Origin of the sequence: Stieleria sedimenti (genome assembly GCF_025060895.1) — a bacterium.
Lineage (GTDB): Bacteria > Planctomycetota > Planctomycetia > Pirellulales > Pirellulaceae > Stieleria > Stieleria sedimenti.
Map to the genome: position 1 here is coordinate 16,733 of NZ_JANZKV010000056.1, position 18,571 is coordinate 35,303.

The following is an 18,571-nucleotide window of genomic DNA, read 5'->3' on the forward strand; positions in this document are numbered from 1 at the left end:
CAAGGCCAAGCCAAACGCAAAACACAACCGCCGCATCGCGTGAAACGATGGGGTCAAACGAGAACACTGCACGCGGTGGCTGAAGATGTACGTCGATGTAGATCTGGGTTCAGACATAACGCACCCCGATCAACGAAGGTCGCTTTCGGCGAACGCTCGAACCAGGTTTGCGGCTAATGCGGCGGGCGAGATAGGCTTCGATTTCTTCCCGAGCAATTCGCCAGCGTGGAACTTTTCCGCGACCAACATTTGCTGCTTTGAGCGAGCCGTCTGCGATCAAGGCTCGAATGTGGTTTTCACTCACATTCAAGATTGCCGCTGCCTGTTTTGGCGTGACTTTTGACATGCTTTCCAACTGGGTTGAAAAGCGACCGGGTGAATGGTCGTCGGTTAGATGTCACGCCGCCCGATAGATACTCAGACACCCGGTCGCCATGGATAAACTTGGCGTGACGGGTGGAAGAATAGAGGCGGTTTCCGGCCACAGCTTCGCCATTCGCAGCACACCGGTTTTCTCGCGCGGTTCCACAATCCAGCCATCAGCTGTGATCATCGATTTCGTTAACCTGGCGCAATCTGCGTTTCCGTAGCCACAATTGACACCAAGCAGGATCATGGAGGTCATCACCTCCGTCGCTTTCGAGACGAGTTCCCGCACCTCCGCGGCTTCAAAGAACTTCTTCGGCTTTTTCGCCCGCTCGATCCGCTGGCGTTTCCGGCTCGCCCTCTTGAACGCGGTTCCGGTCCGGATCGGCACATCCACCAGCTCGTGATCGTAGGCATAGTTGATGAACGCCTTCGTCCGGATGATGAAATTGTTTGTCATGGCGGATCGGTCCGCTCCCCGGTGAGCGTCGGCCGCCGACGCTCGTAGTCCTCCAGAGCCCCCTTGGGATCCTCCCAGGGTCCAAAATAGTACAACTTTGATTGGATTCGCTTGCACCATTGGCCCGATGGATGAGCAGACAATGGGAAGTCAGGGCGGGGCTTATTCGGCTTTTCAGCTTTGGCTTTTCGAGTCATTGAATTGACCGGAGAAGGCGGGTAGAATCCGCGAAGTGACAGCGTGACGGTACAACTTCAAACCAGACCGCAGTCACGGTACAATTCCTCGGAGTTGTACCGAGTGTTTTGCAAAAGGCTTCAAAACAGCGATTTGAGCCCGCAAAACACGAGAAAATGCCCTTGTAGCTCAGTTGGTAGAGCAACGGACTCTTAATCCGTGGGTCGTAGGTTCGAGCCCTACCGGGGGTACTGCGGAGCAGATGCTTTGTACTTGCAAGTTGCCGGGTCGATTCGACCCGGCTTTTTTTGTGCGATGAACGCCACTCACGTCGAGACGGGGTGCGATCTGCAAGCATGACGTGATCATTGCCGACGGAAGGGACGTTGAAATCGAAGACCGTTCGAACGCTGGATCTCGTCATGCAGGCTCTGATCTGTGTTTCGTTGGTGCTGTTCTCAATTGAGACGCTGCCCGACCTAGCACCGACGACGCGAACAGGGCTCCGATACGCGGAAATCTTTGTCGTCGTGGTTTTCACGATCGAATACATCGTTCGCTTCTACCTGGGCGGAATCCGGTTCGCGGCAAGCTTTCTTGGCATCATCGACCTGATGGCCATCCTGCCGTTTTACCTGTCACTCGGGTTTGATCTGCGGGCGATTCGCGCGTTCCGTCTGATGCGGTTGGTCCGGGTGCTGAAATTGGCGCGGTACAACAGGGCGATCGCCCGTTTCCACCGAGCGTTTATTATCGCGAGGGAAGAATTCATCTTGTTCGGATTCGTCGCCATGATTCTGTTGTACCTGGCGGCGGTCGGAATTCATCACTTCGAACATGACGCCCAGCCCGAAGCATTTGCTTCGGTGTTTCATTCCCTTTGGTGGGCTGTGGCAACACTGACGACCGTCGGTTACGGGGACGTGTACCCGATCACGCCGGGCGGCAAAGTTTTCACGACCTTGTTACTCGTGATCGGCCTCGGCATCGTCTCGGTGCCTGCAGGCTTGATCGCTTCCGCATTGGGGAAGGCGCGAGAACTCGAAGAATGAGTGGCAATGGCGCCGGCTTCAGTGGTAGATCCTCGGATGAGGCCATTGGCAAGACGTCGAACGCTGTCTGGCCCATGCCCTTCGTCGACGTTCATGCAGTGAGACTCTTTACTTCCCGGAAAGCGGACTGCGTCGGCTCGCCACCAGCGAGCGCATGGAGCATGCCATGAGTTGGCAAATCCTGGCGCAGGGGCTGGTTGTGTTGAGCTGTCTGGGGATCGGATCCCGGATGGGCGGTGTCGCCGTGGGACTCTGGGGTGGCATCGGCGTCCTGCTGCTTTCCGCCGTTTTTCATCTCACGCCGGGTGGCTTTCCCATCGCGGCGATCACGATCATTTTCTCCGTCGTCACGGCTGCCGGAGCGATGCAAGCTGCCGGTGGGATCGACTATCTGGTCGGCATCGCACATCGCATTCTCAGATCTCGGCCGAACGCGATCACGTACCTGGCTCCCTACGTGTCATGGATCTTCACGATCGGTGCCGGTACGGGGAATGTCTATTATTCGCTACTGCCGGTGATTGAAGAGACTTCTTACAGCAACAGCGTGCGGCCGGAACGACCTCTCGCACTCGCGCCGGAAGCCTCCCAAATGGGGATTACCAGCAGCCCGGTTTCCGCGGCCATGGCCGTGCTGCTGGGCATGCTGTCCCCGCTGGGGTTTGAGCTGGGACATGTCCTCGTGATCGTGCTTCCGTCGACGGTCGTCAGTATCGCGGTGGCAGCGTTGATTCAAAACCGAGTGGGAAAGGAACTGGACCACGATCCGTTCTTTCTCAGTCGTTTGGAAGCCGGGGAGATTCAAAAACCGGACTATACACCGCCCGAGCTGGAGCACATCACGAACCGGGCCAAATGGAGTGTGGCAGTGTTCTTGAGTGGCATCCTTCTGGTCGTCATGTTCGGGTTTGTTGATTCGCTGCGGCCCCAGATCCTGATGCCGGATGGCTTGACCCAGCCGATGGCAATGACGCAGCTGATCGCCATTGTGATGATGGTGGCCGGAGTCGTGATCATCGTGATCGGCAAGGTTCATCCCGGAGAGATTCCCAGGAGCGACGTGTTTCAGTCTGGGATGGTGTCTGTTCTGGCGCTGATGGGGATTGCCTGGATGGCGAATACGTTTATCGGCGCGCACAAGGAGTTGTTGTCGTCCGTGATGCTGGGGCAGGTGAAACAGCATGTCTGGCTGTTGCCGGTCGCCTACTATGCGACCGCCGCGTTGACGACCAGCCAGTCCACCGCCACGCTGATTATTACGCCGGTGGCGCTGGCCATGGGAATCGCACCGGAGTTCATCGTCGCTTCGTGGCTGGCGGTGATCGGTATCCACTTCTTTCCCGCCAACGGTAGCCAGATCGCCACGATACAGTTCGACCGCTCCGGAACGACTCGGATCGGCGGTTTCGTGTTGAACCATTCGTTTCTGCTGCCCAACGTCGTTGTCGCGATTGTCAGCGTGATCGTAGCATTCCTCATCGCCTCTGCCTGTTTCTAAACCTCGCGATGCGGTTGAAGTCATTAGGATTCGTCGCGTTTCGCGTCTTTCCTAAGCTGGACGGTCCCTTTAGCCGATCCTTGTCCGGTCGTGCGAGCGCCGAAGGCGTCGCGGGGAGGCGCCTGAAGGCTGGACACCAACGGTTTGGATCCATGCCGTGACTGCCGGGGTGCCTGTCGGTGATTCGCAAACGGCTTTGGCCGAACAGACAATCAGTCGGTTGAGGGGTGACCGAGCTAGCCCGTTCCCGGCTTACCTCGCTTGGGCTCGGACGCGGTCCTGTGGTCACGTCAATCGTCCGTCGCTTGCATCTGTGCGATTCAACCCCCGTCCCGTTTTACTTCCGTCAGGCGTTGAATTGGAAGTAGCCGTTGGTGTGCAGGATCTCGCTCAGACGGAAGCCGGGTGAAATGCCCACGCCATTGACGTACGTTCCCGTCGAATAAACCGTCGGCGCTTCGGTCTCGTACACCGTTCCCGAAATTTCGATGCGATCGATGGCGACGTTGGAATCAATTCCGTTGGCCGGATCGTAACGGTCATTGATGAAGCTGATCCGAACGTCCGCAGGATCCACGGTTGTGTCCGTGACCCAACGCAACTCGATGAAGTTGCGGTTGAGAAGATCGTTGGCTTGACCGCCGAATGCCGACAAGTCGAAGATCGCGACCTGTTGACCGGCGACCTGCAACGTCACGATTTCGTCGCCGAGTGATCCCGCCGCGTAGATCTTCACGAGCGTCGAGACGTTCTGCGTGTCATTGGCCAGCCCCGGCGTGCCGTTGATTTGATTGCTGGGTGACCAGTTGGCCGCCACGCTGTTGTCCAGCGCCGGGTCGATCAACGCCAACGTGAACCCGTTGCCGTCGGGTTCGGTCGGCCACGGCGCGACATCGTCGTATTCGACGGAGTCGATCAGATTTCCGGCGGCGTCGGAAAGCGTGAGCAATTCGCCGCCGCCGCTGAGTCCGCCGGAGTATTGTCCACCGACGAAAAGATCACCGGGATAGAGTGAACGGAAACTCGAGAAGTCATCGGTAAAGACGACGTATTCACCGGGAAGGATCACGGTGCCGTAGGCGATCTGCAAGCCGACACCATCGATCGTCCAGCCCGACAAATCAACGGATTCGGTGGCTGATGGGTTGTACAGCTCGATGAACTCGGGGTCTCCGTCGAGCGGGTTGTAATGCAATTCGTTGATCACGATGTCATTGCTGCCGCTGGCAGAACCGGGCATCCGAATTTCGTTTGCAAAGTCTGCTCGACGAGTCTCGATCGCGGCTTCAAACTTGTTGGCCCAGTAGGGGTTGGCATAGATGTCGTTGCGGTTCCATTTAGCAAATTCAAGTGCCGAGTTGGTGGCGCCGATCCCATCGACCAATTCGTCGAACCGCGTGACCAGTCGGTCGTCACTGAGGTAGGTGTCGACCAGGGTTTGCATGCGACGCCAATACATGTCCTGGAACTCAGGGATTTCGAAGATGGAATCGAGCAATTCATGTTCGATCGGTTCGGGCGTGGTAAACGGGCCGAGGCCGTCAGGGGTCCAAGTGCGGTCGACGTCCCATTCGACGATCGACCACAGGCCCGTTTCCTGATCCAACAGCATGTAGAAGTTTTGGCTGCTTTGGTCATCGTGGCGCATGAGCGTCGAAATCGCCATGTGGTTGATGACGTTGGGGACATCGACGTTGTCGTACAGGTACGCGGTTTTGGCGGCCGATGCCGGCGCGGTCAGCACACTGTTGAGTTGGGCCAGTGAAGTCAGGTCGCCGTCGTCAGGCGACTTCTTGTCGAATTTCGGGGAGGAGCCGAAGCCGCCTTGTTCGGCCTTGAAGAATTCGTCCGCGTCACTGATGCCGTTTGCCGTGCGCCAGGCCCCGTCGTACAGTTCCTGGAATCGGAACACACCGTGGAAATCGCCATTCATTTCCGCGCGGACAAAGAAGGAGCTGGTGAAGGAATCGGTTTCGGCGTTGAAGACGTCCCATGAGAGATCGGGCGTCACCACCGACCAGTCTCCGAAGTCGGCGTTGATGCCGAATTCGTCGATCGGATAGCTGCCTTCGGCGCCGATGTCGATCGTGTGTCCCTTGGGCAACTCAAACTTCAAGCTCTTCTTGGCAAAGAATTCGCGTGAATAATCGCCGCCTCGAACGCGGACCGTGGCATTGTCGATCACTTCACCGTTGTAATAGACGACTGCCCCGATGGTCGTGTTGGTCAACGCAAGTTCGGTGGTCGTGAGCTCCGAGAACTCGGTCTCGTTCACGAAAAATTGAAACAGCGGCAACGTGTTTCCGCTGATGTCGGTCGGCGAGACGACGATTCCAAAATAGTTGATCGTGTCGTTGAAGGGCGCGACGGCGACGTCCGATTCGATGCGGTAGCGAATCAAGGTTCCCGGGTCGGCCCCTGGTAGGGTTGCTCCCCAATTGTTTCCGCCGGTGTTCGTCATCGCCACCGATTGCTCATCGCCGAACATGACCTTGTAGACCAACGTCGCTTCGGTCGCACCTTCGATGGTGGCGTTGATCGAGAAGTCTTGGTTGGGCAGGACGACGCCGGGTGAAACGGCGATGTCCGTGATCGGGTCCACCTCGGGTTCGCCGAAGATCGAATTTTCCGCAGCCGGCGTCGGGTCGCCCGTGGAGACGCCCCAGTTTTCCGCCAGTGAATTGTCTAACGCCCAATCACGCAACTCCAATGACGGGCCGTTGCCGTCAGGCAGAGGCGACCAAGGTGATTCGTCCAAGTAGCTGACTTCATCGAGGACCGTCACTCCGTCGGCAGCCAGCAGCTGGATCAATTCGCCGCCACCGGACAGGCCGCCCGAGGTGAATTCGGCGATCGGAGTCACGCCCCACGTCGCTTCGGCGATCGCAATCGAAGGCGACACGATCGCATACTCACCGGGTCCGATGGTCGTCCCGGAGGTGAACGTCAAATTAAATCCGACGAACGACAGACCACCCAAGTCGACGGCCTGGTCGCCGGAGTTGTACAGCTCCAAGAACTCGGCGTCGGAATCGACCGCTCCGTCCGGCCCGGGGTTGTAGTGGATCTCGTTGATCACCAACAGGCTCGGATCGCCGCCGGGATCAACGGTCGACCCGGCGTACTGAAAATACCCGTTGGAGTGAAGCGTTTCGGAAAGGCGATAGCCGGGCACAATGCCTTCGACCGGCTTCCATGTTCCCGTTGAGAACACTTCGGGAGCTTCGGTCTCGTAGGTCACGCCATCGATGATGATCTTGTCGACGCGGAGGTTGCGATCGATTCCGTTGGCGGGGTCATACAGGTCATTGGTAAAGACGACGCGAACTTGATCGGCATCAATTCCGTCCACGTCGACGGTGTACGATTGCAGGGACCTGCCAACGTTGTCGAATGTCGCAACGGTGGTTTGGTCGATCTGGACCAACATCTGTTCTTCGCCCCGTGCGCCAGCGGCCTGGATGGTGATCGGCAAGAACGCTTGGTAGCTTTGGCGGGTCGCCGAGTCGAATGCCAAGCCGGCTTCGATCGTGCCCACGTGCCGTTCCAGATCCCAGTCGGCATCGGCCGATGCAGATCCCGTTTTGTCTGTCGACGCGGCAACATCAGCGCCCGTCCATTCGGCAAGTTGTTGAACGAGATTCAGACCGCGCGCCCCGGCGCCGGTCTCGCAACCATAGATCAAAATGTCGGCATCGGCGGTCAAGGCGCGGCTCCAGCTTCGAATCTCGGATTCATATCGCCGGATCACCTCCGAGTCGACGCGCTGATTCCCCAACTGCAACTCACCGGATTGGCCGTGGCCGAGAAGATGCACGCTGTCGATGTTGTGTCGCGTTGCCAAAACCTCGGTGATCTGTTCCAGGCCACCGCGATCGGGCTGAAGCAAAACGAGCTCGTGATGTTTCGCCAGTCCACCCACCAAGTGATCGATCTGATCGACGGCGGAGTCGATGAAGACGATCTGGGACGTCTGTTGCGATGCAGCGACGTGCGACGCGTTAACGTCTCGCGGGGTGACTTCTGCGACAGCGGCTTCACCGCCAACATCGCCGATCGCCGCGCCGCAATCGGCCGCCAGCATCACCCGCTGCTCCAGGGCGGAGACGCTCCACTGTCCCTGATTTCGTGAACGCGAACGCCCTCGATTTGATGTGCGGATGACTGCTTCTGCTTTGGTACGGAAGAAGAAGGGCATTTCTTTCTGAGCTCGCTGAAAGGTCACTGTGTTCCGTCGATGCAAGGATCTTAAGTTGCGGCGTTCTTGAATTCTAGAAAAGAAGAACGATTTTGACGGCTTGCCTTGATGTACGTAGGTGCACTGCGGCAGTGGCCCGGGCGAGTCGGCAGGGAGTTGGCTGATGCTCGGAACGCTCTGCTTCGCTGACCGTGATCGTCGGCTGCTGAGCTTGGGAGCACGGCTCGGCGAACAAGGCCGATTGGATGGACCGAGAAGTCCGACAAGAAAATGGGTGACAAGAAAATGTCGTGGGGACGATGGCAGCAAACGGAGCCCATGCGGATAACGCTCTGTGTTAGACTGCCCCCACGCCTCGGTTGCCGAATCAACTCCCATTGCGCAGATGCCATCTCGCTGGAGGTCGTTCGTTGGATGGGAGGTCGTGTTGGTCGGTTTTCTTTTTCTTCACCGGGTTGTGTGATGCCTTCATCGTTGATCAATCGGTTTGCCGCGGCGGCGCTGATGTCGTTTTGGCTGCCTCAAGCAGCATCCTACGCCGAGGTCGCGATCGACTTTTCGACCAGTTATCGGTCATCGGAGGGCTATGTTGCCGGATCGCCGACGGCCCATCCGGATTGGACGGGCAGCAGCAACATGCAGGTAACGCCGACAGGAGTGGGAACACTGGCGAACCAGCTTTCAGGGGTGGATCCGATCTTCGGTACCACCGGGGCACTGGATGCATTTCCGAATCACAAGTTCGGCGTGGGAGATCGAATTGAGATCCGAGCTCAGTTGCGATTTGATTTGTCCGGCAGTCTTTCGACGCAAGAGATTGCGCGTTTCGGCTTTTCCCGCGACGCTTCCTCTGGGGTGATCGAGCAAGGGTTTGGAGTCGCGTGGGATGAAGGCTTCAGCCAGCCGTCGGAACAACGCGGCCACATTCGGTTCTTTCCCGACTTCAATGATTTCATTCTCGCCGATGGTGCAGCGCCGAGAAATGTCAACAACTCCTTTCAGATCCAGGGGCGGTTTGCCGGGCTGGGAGCAAACGACCGCGAGTCGAATCCGTTTGACATCACGTACGCTGCGCGTCACACCGGAGGTGACCTTTGGAACGTCGAAACCCTTTCGATCACCGACCAGTTCACCAACGCAACCTTCTTTTACGACTTCAGTTTCCAACAGCCGCAGACCTTTCAGTTCGATGGGCAGAACGCCGTGCTCGGCCAGGATTTGGTCGTTCAGGGCCGCAGTTCCAATGCCGTGACGGCGACGAGCGATTTTATTTCGTTCTCGTATCAAGGAACTCCCGTGTCGGCTGTGCCGGAACCTGCCTTGCCGGGCTTGATCTTGGCGATCACCGGGGCGTTGTATCTTCAACGGCGTCCGGGGCGTCGCTGATTGACCGCTACTATACCTCCCGTTGCATCATCGTTAGCACTCCCAACGATCCACTCCGCTCGGCCCGATCAAGAGAATCAAGATGAACACTGTGAAGCGAACTTGCTCGTTGCTCCTGCTTTCGGCAATCGCGTGCTTGGCGACTCGGTCGGCGGACGCGGCCGTGGTGATCCAGATGGACGAAGTGCCAGCGACTTCCAGTATCCGCCTGACCGGCAGCGGCACGATCAACCTGACCGATCTGAACTTTGAGTTCAGTGGGGCATTTGGCAGGCCTTTCATTCCATCGAACTCGACTGTCGGTTTTGGAGGATCCGGGAAAGGGTATTCCGGCGTGACCGCCCCGGGCCCCTTCGGAGCGGACAACAACTTTGGAATGTCGCAATCCAGTGGCGATGCGTTTATGGTCACAACCGATCTCAACCTCGGCGGGATGCTGTTTGTTCCAACCAATTACGTGTCCGAAGCACCGCTGTCCTTTACCGGTCGGATCGATTTGCAGACTTTCAGTTCGATGGGGGTCACCGATGGTGATCAGCTCGTTTGGACATGGGGTTCGGGGGCGAACGCCGACTCGGTGACATTGAACATCGGGACGACGGCGATCCCGGAACCGGACCTGTCGATCGTGATGCTGCTCTCTCTGGTCGTCTCGGCGATGTTCCGCTGGCGGCGTCGGGGATCGACGGTGGCGTTGAGGGCTCTCACTAATTTCGGCCGCTGTCGGTTTCGATCATGTTGAGCAGTTGATCGATGTCGATGGGTTTTTGACAGACGGCGTTGACCACTTGATCACCGAGTTCGTCATAGGCGTCGGCGGCGACTTTCCGGTCTCCGCTGACGATGATGGTGCGTGCCTTCGGGACCGCCTGATGGATCCGCCGAATGACCTTGCGTCCGTCACCGCTGCCGAGTTTCAGGTCAACGATCGCGACTTGGCATTGCGAGTCACTGGCCTGCGTGATCCCTTCGGTTTCGCTGTGTGCCAACGCGACGCGGAAATGACGCTGGTTCAAGACTTCCCAAAGCGACTGACAGAAGTCTTCGTCATCGTCGACGACCAGCACGATCGGTGCCTTGGCGGCGCGGGCGAGTTTTTCCAACAGGTCGTGAATGTCGACGGGTTTTCGCAGCACGTCCCAGGTCCCGGCGTTTTTCGCTTGCTGGGCGCCGTCGCTGCCGGCCCAGGCGGTGATCATGATGGCGGCCACCGAGGGCTGCAGTTTCTTGATTTCACGGTACAGCGATGCGCCGTCCATGCCCGGCATTTGGTAGTCCAACAGGACGACGTCAAAGCGACTGTCGCGGACGCACCGCAGCGCCGCGATGCCGTCTTCGGCCGTCGTGGTTTGATAGCCGAGGTCGTTGAGGATGTCGGCAAAGTTTGTCCGAATATCCGCATCGTCGTCGACGATCAGGACCTTTGATCCGCTCTCATTCATCTTGGCTTGGTCTCTCCCGTGTGAACGGTTTCAGGTACACCGAAAACGTTGTTCCTTTGCCGAGTTGACTTTCCACTTCCAGTCGCCCCTGGTTCTTCTTCAAGATCGCAACGGAGATGGCCAACCCGAGTCCCATCCCCCGTGCCTTGGTGGAAAAAAGCGGTTCGACCACGCGAGCCAAGTCGTCGGGTTTGATACCGATGCCGGTGTCGGAAACCTGGATGACCAATTCATCTGCAGCGACCTGTCCGGCGATGGAGATTGTCCCCCCATCGGGCATCGCGTCGCGGGCGTTGCGGAGCAGGTTGCGAAAAACGATGGAAACCTGATTCGGATCGATGGCAGCTTGAAATCCGCTGTCTGGCAGAGTCGTCTCGATTTGAATGTTCGCCGGCATCGAAACGGAGGACACAATTTTGCGGAGCATTTCTTTCACGTCACAGGCAATCACGGCCGGTTCGGGCATCCGAGCGATATCCGAAAGCGCGGTGATCACATTGTCGATCATGCTGACCTGCCGATCAATCCTCTCCAAGTGTTCATGCACCTTTTCCGGCGAAGGGTTTTGAACGTTCCTCAGATAGTAAACCGATGTCCGGACGGCATTGAGGGGATTTCGGATTTCGTGAGCGATGCCGCCGGAGACTTGACCGAGTGTGGCCATCCGCTCGGATTTCAGCAGATCCGCCTGTGCGGCACGTAATTCAGCCGTTCGTTCCTGCACGCGTTGTTCAAGTTTTTCGTTGGCCAGAGCCAGTTGTCGCTGCACATTTTTGATGTCGGTGATATCACGAACGATTCCGGCGAACAGGATTTGATCGCCGACAGCCATTCGGCTGACGGCCAAGTGCATCGGAAACGTGGAGCCGTTTTTTCGTTTTCCGATCACCTCACGACCGATACCGATGATCTTCGCTTCGCCCGTCTTGAGGTAGTTGGCCAGATAACCATCGTGCTGTTCCCGAAACGGGCTGGGCATCAGCATGTTGACGTTCTGTCCGAGCATCTCGCTTTTTTCGAAGCCGAACAGCTTGATCGTGGCCGGATTGGCGGTCTGGATGACGCCGTTGCTGTCGATGACGATGATGGCGTCCACGGCGGCTTCCAGGATCGCCAACAGCACGGCTTGATCTTGATTATGCATTCCGCTTGCTCCGCTGCCTTTCCCGGCTAGGGGTAGATTTCGAGGTCGCAGGTTTTTTGGCGGGGGAGTCTGATTTCAAAGGCGGCGCCGTCCGGATGCATTCGAGCCGTAATGGAGCCGCGATGTGCTTCGATGATCCGCTGGCAGATGGACAATCCGAGCCCGGTACCGCTTTGCTTGGTGGTGAAGAAGGGTTCAAAGAGTTTTTCCAATTGTTCCCCGGACATTCCTGGTCCATTATCCAGCACCGTGAGTTTGACTTGTTCGCTGTCGCAATCGCAGACCAGTTCGATGCGGACCGGGTCGTGGCAAGCCGCCAGGGCGTTTTCAAACAGGTTTCGAAAAACCTGCTCCATTCGCAACGTGTCGACGTCGACCTTGACGTTGCACGACTCGAAATTTTCGATCAGTTGGACGTCACGGTGGGAATGGGAGACGGCGAGATCGTCCCAGACCCGCCGCCAAATCTCGGGCAATCCGACCTTCGCGGGACGCATCTGGATGGGGGCGGCAAACGACCGAACCTCCTCCAGTAAGCACTTCAGGTCGTCGGTGGCTCGTTGGATTTTCTTCAGGTCGTGGAGGGCATGTTCATTCCCGGCGATCTCCAACCCCAGCATTTCGCTGGCGGCTTGGATCCGTTGCAGGGCGTTGCGGCTCTCGTGGGCCAATGCGGTCATCGTCTGCCCGATCGCGGCGAGCCTTTCGGACTGCAGCGCCCGGGTTTGTGCCGCCGTCAGATCGCTGATGTCGACGCCGACGGCCAGTACGGACGTCACTTCGCCGTTCTGGTTTTTGAGCGTCGTGTTGGACCACCGCACCTGGTAATGCCGGCCGTCTTTACCGATGACGGAGTTGACGACGCCACGCGTGTGCACGTCATGGGCGGTGCGAATGAAGACCTCTTTGACTCGTTCTCGGTCGTCCTCGGTGATGCAGACTTCGAACCAATTCTTTCCCTTCAGGTCGTCCGGAGTCCAACCGGTGAGTTGTTCCAGGTACGGATTCAACTGGATCACCTTGCCCTCCAGGTCCAAGACCAGCACGATCGCTTCGGCCGTGTCGAGAACCAACTCGGCGAACGCATGCTCTTTGGCCAATTCCGCCTCGAGTCGCTTTTTGTCCGCGATTCGACGCACCGTACTGCGCAAGTCGTCCGGAATGATCGGCTTGATGACATAGTCGGTCACGCCCAACCGGAACGCCGTGATGGTGCTCTGCATGTCGGCAAACCCGGTGATCACGATGATGTCGGATCCCTTGACCGATTGGATCAATTCCGGCAGCAGATCCTCGATCAATCCGTCGGGCAGCTTGCGATCGGAAATCACGATTTGAAACGCGTCGCGATCAGCCCGTGCCTTTGCTTCGGCCAACGAGCAGGCACCGACGACCTGATGTCCGTCCAGCTCTAGGATATCGCAGAGGTTGGTAAGCGTATCAGCATCGTCTTCGATAATAAGAATGCTGAGCGATTCGTTCATGGGCACCGGCGACGAAAAAAGAACGACGTCATCTGGAGAAGCAGCCGTTGCATGGTACACCGAGAGAAGGCGTTCTATCTAGGGTGGACCGTCCAGCTCAAGGCGACGGCTTTTCGCACGGACGGTGGCCCTTCCGGGCCGTCGTCCGCAGGACTCTCCCCGACGACCTGGAAAGGACGTCGTACAACGATCCGCACAGCGTTGACCACTAGGGATCGACCTCAAGCTGGTTGCAGATCCGCATCCCGATGGCCACCGGAAAAAGCGATTCCTGCGCCATCTGCTTTTGGTAGAAGCTTGAAACGCGACCGCGCAGAATGATCTGACCGTCCTGCACGTTCACCTCGACTTGCCGCAGCTCCCCCGATCCGGATTGGGCGAGGATGTCGCGAAAAAAGGCATCCTTGTCGCATGGGCTGGAGGAATCGGTCGGTTGCGGCGAGCGATCCCCGCTGGCCCCGCTGGCCCCGCCGCTGCGCACGTCGCTGCGATCGGGCGAGTTCCTGCTGCCGTCGCAGCCGCCCGCAGCGTGGCCAGTCTGTTCCGTTTGGCGGACTTCACTCGATTCCGCATCGGAGTCCAAATGGGAGGTACGCACGGTTGACATCGCAATCGACTCCTTTGGCACATCGTCCGGTGGCCAGGGACGTGCCCACGGGAAATACCTTTGGTTACATCAGTCAAAATCCATAACCTGCGAAAGTCATGCCCACTTGACAAAACCGACTCAATTCCACCGATTTTTGAGAAAAGAAAATTTGAGTTTTGATCCGGTTCGGCACTCTGCGTGCGGTGTGGGGGTGTGTTCACGAGTCCTCTCACGTGGCAGTTCAAACCATGAATGCACTCGCAAAACTCTTTTCCAACTCGTCGCTTACACGTCAGGTCATGGAAGTTTCTCCTTCCGCAGTCGTGATTGCGGACCATGAGGGGACCATTCTGTTTGCCAATGAGAATGTCCAGCATTGGTTCGGCTACGCATGTTCGGAGATCACCGGATCAACGCTTGATGGGTTGCTGCCGGAGATCGGCCGACGTGACGACCACGCACACTCGGCGCACGCAATGGCACAGGCACCGATCGGCATGGAACAGGGGGGGCCCCAACGCGTCGTCTGTAAAGACGGTTCGGAGATGGTGGTCGACGTCACGCTGGTTCCGGTCGAAGAACAATCCGAACCATTGATTCTGGCAAATTTTTCAAGGTCCGACTCGGACAAGCTCGATGGCCAACGGCTGGAATCCGAACGATACGACGCGATCGCCAAGATGATCAGTGGTCTGGCGCACGAAAGCCGTAATGCGCTGCAGCGTGCCGTTGCCTGCCTGGACCTGCTGGAACTGGACTTCAGCGAAAGTGATCGCCACCTGGAATTGTCTCGGAAGATCCGCCGTTCCCTTTCCGATCTGCTGGAGAACTACGACGAGGTCAGACGATTCGCCGCGCCGATCACGCTGAGTCGAACCGCGACCCACTTGGCACCCCTCTGTCGAAGCGTATTCGATGAGTTGCAAATAAAATGCGACGCTTGGGCGAACCGGCTCGAGATCGCGGGTGACGATAACGACGATGATCTCGCGTGCATCGACCGCGGCAAGTTCCAAGAAGTGTTTCATCAAGTTCTGGACAACGCGTTTGACCAGCCACAGGGTCGCGTCAACATCCGCGTGACGCATGAACGAGCCACGATCCGAAATCAGCCCGCCGTGCGGATCTGCATCCACAACGATGGACAGCCGTTTTACGCCGAAGCTCTGGTCCGTGCGTTCGAACCGTTTTACACGACCAAGCAACACGGGACGGGGCTGGGGTTGTCGATCAGTCGTCGAATCGTGGAAGCACATGGCGGCCAGATTTTCGCCCGCAACCCCGACGCGGGCGGCGCGCAGATCGAAGTCGTGGTGCCGGCGTTCTGATGATCGTCATCCGAATTCACCCAACGATTCCAAACGTAACTTTTTGACCGTGGCGTAAGCTTCCAGCTTGCGTCGGTCAGGCCTTGTCCGACACCCGACGGCACGCACAGCATGCCCTACGCAACGGTGACGCCAAGCGGGGTGTTTTTGTTAGCGGAAGGGCGCCAGCCCTCCGGTCTTTCACGGTGTTTTTGAAGCGCGACCGGACGGCTCGCGNNGCCCGAGGCCTGACGGCCGGCGGCTCACCATTCACTCAGCAGAACCCGACTAAATCGACAGCCCGCTCGCGCCGTACCGCTAACACCTTTAGAGCGAAAGCAGATGGCGTTGAGCGTACGCCACTTGGATGCTTGCGCCACTAGTTGGCTTTGTCGACGAAACCGTTGACGGTGATTTCAGTGGTTCCCAGACCGTGTTGGTAGCGTGGGTAGAGCAGCTCTTCGGGTAACTTTAAATCATTGAACATGTCATACGAGGACTGTGACGACTTCTGCAACTCCGCACCGAGTGAGCCGCCTTCTTTGAAGGACACAAAGTAGGGCACGCCGCCGTGCTGGGTTCCCCAGGCAGATTGGTCGCGGTAACGAATTTCCGCTTTCTGGATCCACGGCGTGACGGTGTGTTCTTCGGTTTGACGGCCACCGATGCGTCCGAACGACGTCAGTTGATAGGTGCGTTTTTCCGGTTTTCCCGGGCCCGCCGATCCGCTCAAGATGACTTCGGAACTGGGGTCTTCGCGAAAGCCGCGCGCTGCAGCGGCACGTCGCAGCCCTTGCGCGATCCGGGAATCGCCACTCGCTTCGATGCGAACGCCCAGTCCGGGTTTGAGCATCACGAGCGATTCGGGATCGACTTTTTTCATCAGTTCGATTGCGTCTTTGTGGGGCACCGTCGCGGCTCCGACCAGGGCGTGGGCTTGGCCGGAAACGTTGGTGGTGGCGGCGACGAGCATTTGTCGTCCCAGCATCTGGCGATCCGCAATCGAGACGCCTTTTCCGACGTAGTTCCAGACGACCAGCTTCAATCCCGTGCTGTAGATCTGGGAACCGGCGGAGATCCAACCGCCGGACAACAGGGTGATCGGTGTTCCCGGCCCGACCGCCAATCCGCCTTGTCGAAGCGTTTGGGCTGGGCCGCCTTCGAACAGATCCCAGATGGAAATTTCGCTGCCGCTGACCGTCAACAGGTGTCGGCCGTCTTGGCTGAAACCGACACCGCTGCCATAGGTTCGCCCGCCGCCGCGATACGCCAATTGCCGGCCGCTGTCGATTTCAAACACGCCAACGCCGCCGCTGTTGTCCATCACCGCAAAGAACTCGCCACTGGGATGCAGGTAAAAGCGATTCTCGTACACGCCAGAAATCGAGTACACGATATCTCGCGTGGAAAAATCGTAAAGGGAAACCGAGGCGTCGTTGCCCAGCAATAAACGACTGCCGCCGATCAGTTTGGCCATGTACTGTGAGCGACGTCCGAACGAGCCTTTCGACTCCGGGATCTCCCAACTGGCTTCCGCCCGCGCCGTGGTTTCGCCGACGCCGACGCGATAAGTACAGAATCGAATCGGCTGGCTCCAGTATCCGCCGACCTGAACACTCAACAGCCGCGATTGCTGCGCCGAATAGTCAACGATCCGCTCGTCATCGAGAAACACGGGGCCTTCGACCACCGCTTTCGTTTTCGGGCTGGCCCAGTACAACCGCGTTTCGCCGCCGCTGCGACTGCTATTCTTGGAGAACGCGCCCACGGCAACCCACTGAGCTTCGCCGCCGACGGGAATGGCCGCCGAAACGGAATCGCTTTTCGAGATTGGGAATCCGGTTCCACCGGTCCCGAACACGGGCTGAGTCGTCGCGGAGGCGGAGATCACCAGTTGCTCCAAATCCGGAGTCTGAGCGGAAACTTCAAACTCCTGACGCGGCGATTGAAAGTCAAAGTTTCTCGGTCGCGGCGTGATGATCGGCGTCTCGGCAAGCAGCCGACGCAGCGTCGGATTCAACTTGGCGATTTCGACGCGTGCGTCCGTGCCATCCTCCTTTCGAATCGTGACATGGGTTTCGTCGCGGCTGATGAATCTGGCGATCACGGTGAAGCTGCCGGACGCATCGGACCATTCGCGCCAGCGGCCTTCCCCATTGGGAAAACGTATGTCGGTCAACTTGATCCGTTCGGTCAGATCGCGATTGTGGCGTTTGAACTGTGCCTCGACTTCGCCGGGAAGCACCCGGGTGACCACGGCGTCGTACCATTGGAACCAATACTTGACTTGAATCTGATCCCCCACACGCACCGGGTTTGCGCCATCGAGTTTGTTTTCTTCGCCCGTGATCGGCGTCTTGGCCAACAAGCTGCGTAAGCTTGGTGACAGAAGTGCGATGGGAATCGTGACGTCCGAACCGTCTTCCTTGCGGATCGTGACCTTGTCTTGGGTGCGTGAAATGTAGCGTGCGACGACCTTGAATTTCTCCGATGCATCGGTCCAAAGTCGCCAACGACCCTCACCGTTTGGAAACCGGATTTCCGCCAGGGGAAAGGTGCCTTCCTTTTCGAACGAACCGTAGTCGTATGCCACTTCCACTTGTCCGGGAAGAACGCGTTTGACGATCCCGGGATACCACTTCGAAAAGTACTGGATTTCGATGCGATCGCCGACGCGAACCGGGTTGGCACCGTCGATCATGTTTTCGTTGCCGGTGACCGGAACCTTCAGTACTTGTTTCCGCAAGTCGGAAGAGAGCTTGTCGATCGGAATCGTCATTTCCGAACCGTCGGCCTTGCGGATCTTGACTTCCGTTTCGGTGCGCGAGACGTAGCGTGCTTCGACGCCGAACTTGCCGGAACTGTCTTTCCAGACCATCCACGCCCCTTCTCCGTTGGGAAAACGCGTGTCCTCCAACGTGAACTCGCCACTGGTTATTTGTCCGCCGCGATCGTATTCGACCGTGACGGTGCCAGCGGAATAGGACTGCACGGTTCCGGGGTACCAGGTCCGAAACCACTGGACTTCGACCTGATCACCGACGCGGACCGGTGCGATCGCATCGGTGGGGCGTTGGGCGTGCAGTGTGCCACAGGGCAAGCAAAGCAGCAGGAAACAGAAGGATGCGTGCAGGGAAACCCTGGAACAGAGCGGTCTCATCGGATGAAGCAGTGCGGTCAGGAAAGAAAAGGGGGAATCGTTCGCTGCGAACCACCTGGGGTGATGGCACTAAGATAGCGAAATCACGCGAATGGTTCCCCGATGCCGCTTGGTCGGCTGCAATTCTCGTGTGTTCCTGGGCTCCTGCCTGGGAACACAGTGTCTGGGAATACAGTGTCACGGAGGCTCCCGCCCAATGCCATCTACTTTCGCTGTAAAGGTGTTAGCGGAACGGCGCGAGCGGGCTGTCGTTTTTGTGAGCCGCGACGCGTAAGCGGCCGGGCATTCCGACGTTGCCCGAGGCCTTA

At 58.1% G+C, this 18,571-nt stretch carries 14 protein-coding genes and 1 tRNA gene; 7 read left to right on the top strand and 8 right to left on the bottom strand.

Annotated elements, in window-relative coordinates:
• Positions 1 to 109: 109 nt before the first annotated feature.
• Together NZK35_RS34875 and NZK35_RS08760 are read right to left on the bottom strand one after the other, a co-directional pair.
• Positions 110 to 346 carry a helix-turn-helix domain-containing protein gene (locus NZK35_RS34875; protein WP_259632155.1) on the bottom strand — a complete coding sequence of 79 codons (237 nt, stop codon included), beginning with the start codon at positions 344 to 346 and terminating at the stop codon, positions 110 to 112.
• 51 nt (positions 347 to 397) lie between these two features.
• Entirely contained in the window at positions 398 to 826 is a 429-nt protein-coding gene (locus NZK35_RS08760) for a hypothetical protein (protein ID WP_259632156.1), read from the bottom strand.
• Between the two features lie 355 nt (positions 827 to 1,181).
• Between NZK35_RS08760 and NZK35_RS08765 the strand changes: the two genes are divergently transcribed.
• From NZK35_RS08765 to NZK35_RS08775, 3 genes are all read left to right on the top strand, one after another.
• Positions 1,182 to 1,254 (top strand) — tRNA-Lys (locus NZK35_RS08765).
• A gap of 135 nt (positions 1,255 to 1,389) precedes the next feature.
• A complete protein-coding gene (locus tag NZK35_RS08770; protein ID WP_259632157.1) occupies positions 1,390 to 2,055 on the top strand; it encodes an ion transporter in 666 nt (221 codons plus the stop codon).
• A gap of 166 nt (positions 2,056 to 2,221) precedes the next feature.
• Positions 2,222 to 3,553 carry an anaerobic C4-dicarboxylate transporter family protein gene (locus tag NZK35_RS08775; RefSeq protein WP_259632158.1) on the top strand — a complete coding sequence of 444 codons (1,332 nt, stop codon included), beginning with the start codon at positions 2,222 to 2,224 and terminating at the stop codon, positions 3,551 to 3,553.
• Positions 3,554 to 3,899: 346 nt separating this feature from the next.
• Here NZK35_RS08775 and NZK35_RS08780 read toward each other — a convergent pair whose 3' ends face one another.
• On the bottom strand, positions 3,900 to 7,475 hold the full coding sequence (locus NZK35_RS08780; RefSeq protein ID WP_259632167.1) for a DUF4347 domain-containing protein: 3,576 nt from the start codon (positions 7,473 to 7,475) through the stop codon (positions 3,900 to 3,902).
• On the opposite strand from NZK35_RS08780, the gene NZK35_RS08785 reads away from it, so the two are divergent.
• The 3 genes from NZK35_RS08785 (at position 7,455) to NZK35_RS08795 (ending at position 9,879) form a co-directional block, all read left to right on the top strand.
• Positions 7,455 to 7,685, top strand: coding sequence for a hypothetical protein (locus tag NZK35_RS08785; RefSeq protein WP_259632168.1), 231 nt, complete (start codon positions 7,455 to 7,457; stop codon positions 7,683 to 7,685). The genes NZK35_RS08780 and NZK35_RS08785 overlap by 21 nt on opposite strands.
• 528 nt (positions 7,686 to 8,213) lie before the next feature.
• Positions 8,214 to 9,137, top strand: coding sequence for a hypothetical protein (locus tag NZK35_RS08790; protein ID WP_259632159.1), 924 nt, complete (start codon positions 8,214 to 8,216; stop codon positions 9,135 to 9,137).
• An 82-nt stretch (positions 9,138 to 9,219) separates the two neighbouring features.
• Positions 9,220 to 9,879, top strand: a complete 660-nt coding sequence (locus NZK35_RS08795) for a hypothetical protein (protein ID WP_259632160.1) — start codon at positions 9,220 to 9,222, stop codon at positions 9,877 to 9,879.
• Here NZK35_RS08795 and NZK35_RS08800 read toward each other — a convergent pair.
• The 4 genes from NZK35_RS08800 to NZK35_RS08815 all read right to left on the bottom strand — a co-directional run bounded on the left by NZK35_RS08800 (position 9,845) and on the right by NZK35_RS08815 (position 13,814).
• Complete coding sequence (locus tag NZK35_RS08800; RefSeq protein ID WP_259632161.1) at positions 9,845 to 10,579, bottom strand: response regulator; 735 nt, start codon at positions 10,577 to 10,579, stop codon at positions 9,845 to 9,847. The two genes, NZK35_RS08795 and NZK35_RS08800, sit on opposite strands and share 35 nt — an antisense overlap.
• Positions 10,572 to 11,723, bottom strand: a complete 1,152-nt coding sequence (locus NZK35_RS08805; RefSeq protein ID WP_259632162.1) for a two-component system sensor histidine kinase NtrB — start codon at positions 11,721 to 11,723, stop codon at positions 10,572 to 10,574. The genes NZK35_RS08800 and NZK35_RS08805 overlap by 8 nt, the downstream gene beginning before the upstream one ends.
• 26 nt (positions 11,724 to 11,749) lie before the next feature.
• On the bottom strand, positions 11,750 to 13,207 hold the full coding sequence (locus NZK35_RS08810) for an ATP-binding protein (RefSeq protein WP_259632163.1): 1,458 nt from the start codon (positions 13,205 to 13,207) through the stop codon (positions 11,750 to 11,752).
• Positions 13,208 to 13,415: 208 nt separating this feature from the next.
• Positions 13,416 to 13,814 carry a BON domain-containing protein gene (locus NZK35_RS08815; RefSeq protein WP_259632164.1) on the bottom strand — a complete coding sequence of 133 codons (399 nt, stop codon included), beginning with the start codon at positions 13,812 to 13,814 and terminating at the stop codon, positions 13,416 to 13,418.
• A 230-nt stretch (positions 13,815 to 14,044) separates the two neighbouring features.
• Between NZK35_RS08815 and NZK35_RS08820 the strand changes: the two genes are divergently transcribed.
• Positions 14,045 to 15,124, top strand: coding sequence for a sensor histidine kinase (locus tag NZK35_RS08820; protein WP_259632165.1), 1,080 nt, complete (start codon positions 14,045 to 14,047; stop codon positions 15,122 to 15,124).
• Positions 15,125 to 15,482: 358 nt separating this feature from the next.
• On the opposite strand, the gene NZK35_RS08825 is transcribed toward NZK35_RS08820, so the two are convergent.
• A complete protein-coding gene (locus NZK35_RS08825; protein ID WP_259632166.1) occupies positions 15,483 to 18,263 on the bottom strand; it encodes an SHD1 domain-containing protein in 2,781 nt (926 codons plus the stop codon).
• Positions 18,264 to 18,571: the final 308 nt, after the last annotated feature.

Bases quoted from the DNA above. Each gene is read 5' to 3' on its own strand.
- NZK35_RS34875 (WP_259632155.1), bottom strand. From the start codon at position 346: ATGTCAAAAGTCACGCCAAAACAGGCAGCGGCAATCTTGAATGTGAGT.
- NZK35_RS08760 (WP_259632156.1), bottom strand. From the start codon at position 826: ATGACAAACAATTTCATCATCCGGACGAAGGCGTTCATCAACTATGCC.
- NZK35_RS08775 (WP_259632158.1), top strand. From the start codon at position 2,222: ATGAGTTGGCAAATCCTGGCGCAGGGGCTGGTTGTGTTGAGCTGTCTG.
- NZK35_RS08785 (WP_259632168.1), top strand. From the start codon at position 7,455: ATGTTTCGCCAGTCCACCCACCAAGTGATCGATCTGATCGACGGCGGA.
- NZK35_RS08790 (WP_259632159.1), top strand. From the start codon at position 8,214: ATGCCTTCATCGTTGATCAATCGGTTTGCCGCGGCGGCGCTGATGTCG.
- NZK35_RS08795 (WP_259632160.1), top strand. From the start codon at position 9,220: ATGAACACTGTGAAGCGAACTTGCTCGTTGCTCCTGCTTTCGGCAATC.
- NZK35_RS08800 (WP_259632161.1), bottom strand. From the start codon at position 10,579: ATGAATGAGAGCGGATCAAAGGTCCTGATCGTCGACGACGATGCGGAT.
- NZK35_RS08805 (WP_259632162.1), bottom strand. From the start codon at position 11,723: ATGCATAATCAAGATCAAGCCGTGCTGTTGGCGATCCTGGAAGCCGCC.
- NZK35_RS08810 (WP_259632163.1), bottom strand. From the start codon at position 13,207: ATGAACGAATCGCTCAGCATTCTTATTATCGAAGACGATGCTGATACG.
- NZK35_RS08815 (WP_259632164.1), bottom strand. From the start codon at position 13,814: ATGTCAACCGTGCGTACCTCCCATTTGGACTCCGATGCGGAATCGAGT.
- NZK35_RS08820 (WP_259632165.1), top strand. From the start codon at position 14,045: ATGAATGCACTCGCAAAACTCTTTTCCAACTCGTCGCTTACACGTCAG.
- NZK35_RS08825 (WP_259632166.1), bottom strand. From the start codon at position 18,263: ATGAGACCGCTCTGTTCCAGGGTTTCCCTGCACGCATCCTTCTGTTTC.